The organism is Haloferax profundi (genome assembly GCF_001469865.1).
Taxonomy (GTDB): Archaea; Halobacteriota; Halobacteria; order Halobacteriales; family Haloferacaceae; genus Haloferax; species Haloferax profundi.
The window spans coordinates 1-843 of sequence record NZ_LOPV01000484.1 but is presented as its reverse complement, the minus strand read 5'-3'; the positions used below and the strand labels follow the sequence as shown (position 1 = coordinate 843).

General features: G+C 54.4%; 1 protein-coding gene and 1 pseudogene. Both read left to right on the top strand.

The genetic code is table 11. The features are described from left to right. The coding region (locus tag AUR66_RS22190) for a type IV secretory system conjugative DNA transfer family protein (RefSeq protein ID WP_231727928.1) at positions 1-647 on the top strand (647 nt) is incomplete at its 5' end. Between the two features lie 2 nt (positions 648-649). Beyond that, positions 650-843: pseudogene (locus AUR66_RS22805) on the top strand (hypothetical protein); the annotation flags it as partial.

The window sequence follows — 843 nt, the reverse complement described above, 5'->3', positions numbered from 1 at the left end:
AATTGGAAGTCGAGAAATGGCAGGAACGCGCTGCCGACCTTCGAATGGCGATGCGCCCATTCATGGGCAATGGCGAATTCTCGAACCTCGCTGGGGAAACAGAGGTCAACATTTCCGGTGAGAAGGTTGTCTACCTCGACCTCCAGCAAGGTGAAGCGGACCGTGAAATTGCGTTGATGATGCAGTTGCTCTTCGACAACGTCTACCAGCGGGCCAAGGAGACGGAAAAGCGCGTCATCCTCGCCGTCGACGAGGCGCATTATCTCATGGAACACGAGGGGAGTCTGCAGTGGCTTGACCGTGCTACGAGACACTCTCGTCACTATGACTTGAGCATCCACCTCATCACCCAGGAACTCAAGGACTTCTTCGTCCATCCACGAGCGGAGACCATCGCTAACAACTGTTCGATGAAGATTCTCTACCGGCTTCCCGGCCTGTCCGAAGAGAATCGCACGAAGCTCGGGTTGACGTCTCGTGAGGCAGAGTTCATCCGTAACGCAAAACCTGGCGACCGAGACCGCGGGTATAGTCATGCCCTCGTTTCGGTTGAGGATGAGGGAACCTTCCCGGTCAAAGTAACCGCACTAGAGGAAGAAGCACAACTCATCGAGATGTCTTCGGAGCGTCCGTCGAACCAGTACTAATTATGAAAGACGCCACCCCCCAGCCGGATTACGATATGGCGGGCACATATCTGAAAGCTCTCGGCCGGGAGAGCTCGCACTGTGAAGCTTGTGGAAGGGAAGTTGATGGAAATGACCTTGACACATTCATCATTGCTCTGTTAGAGGTGAACGTCTTCACTGCCGAGAACCACGTAGTCCTCTGTCGCCGTTGTGA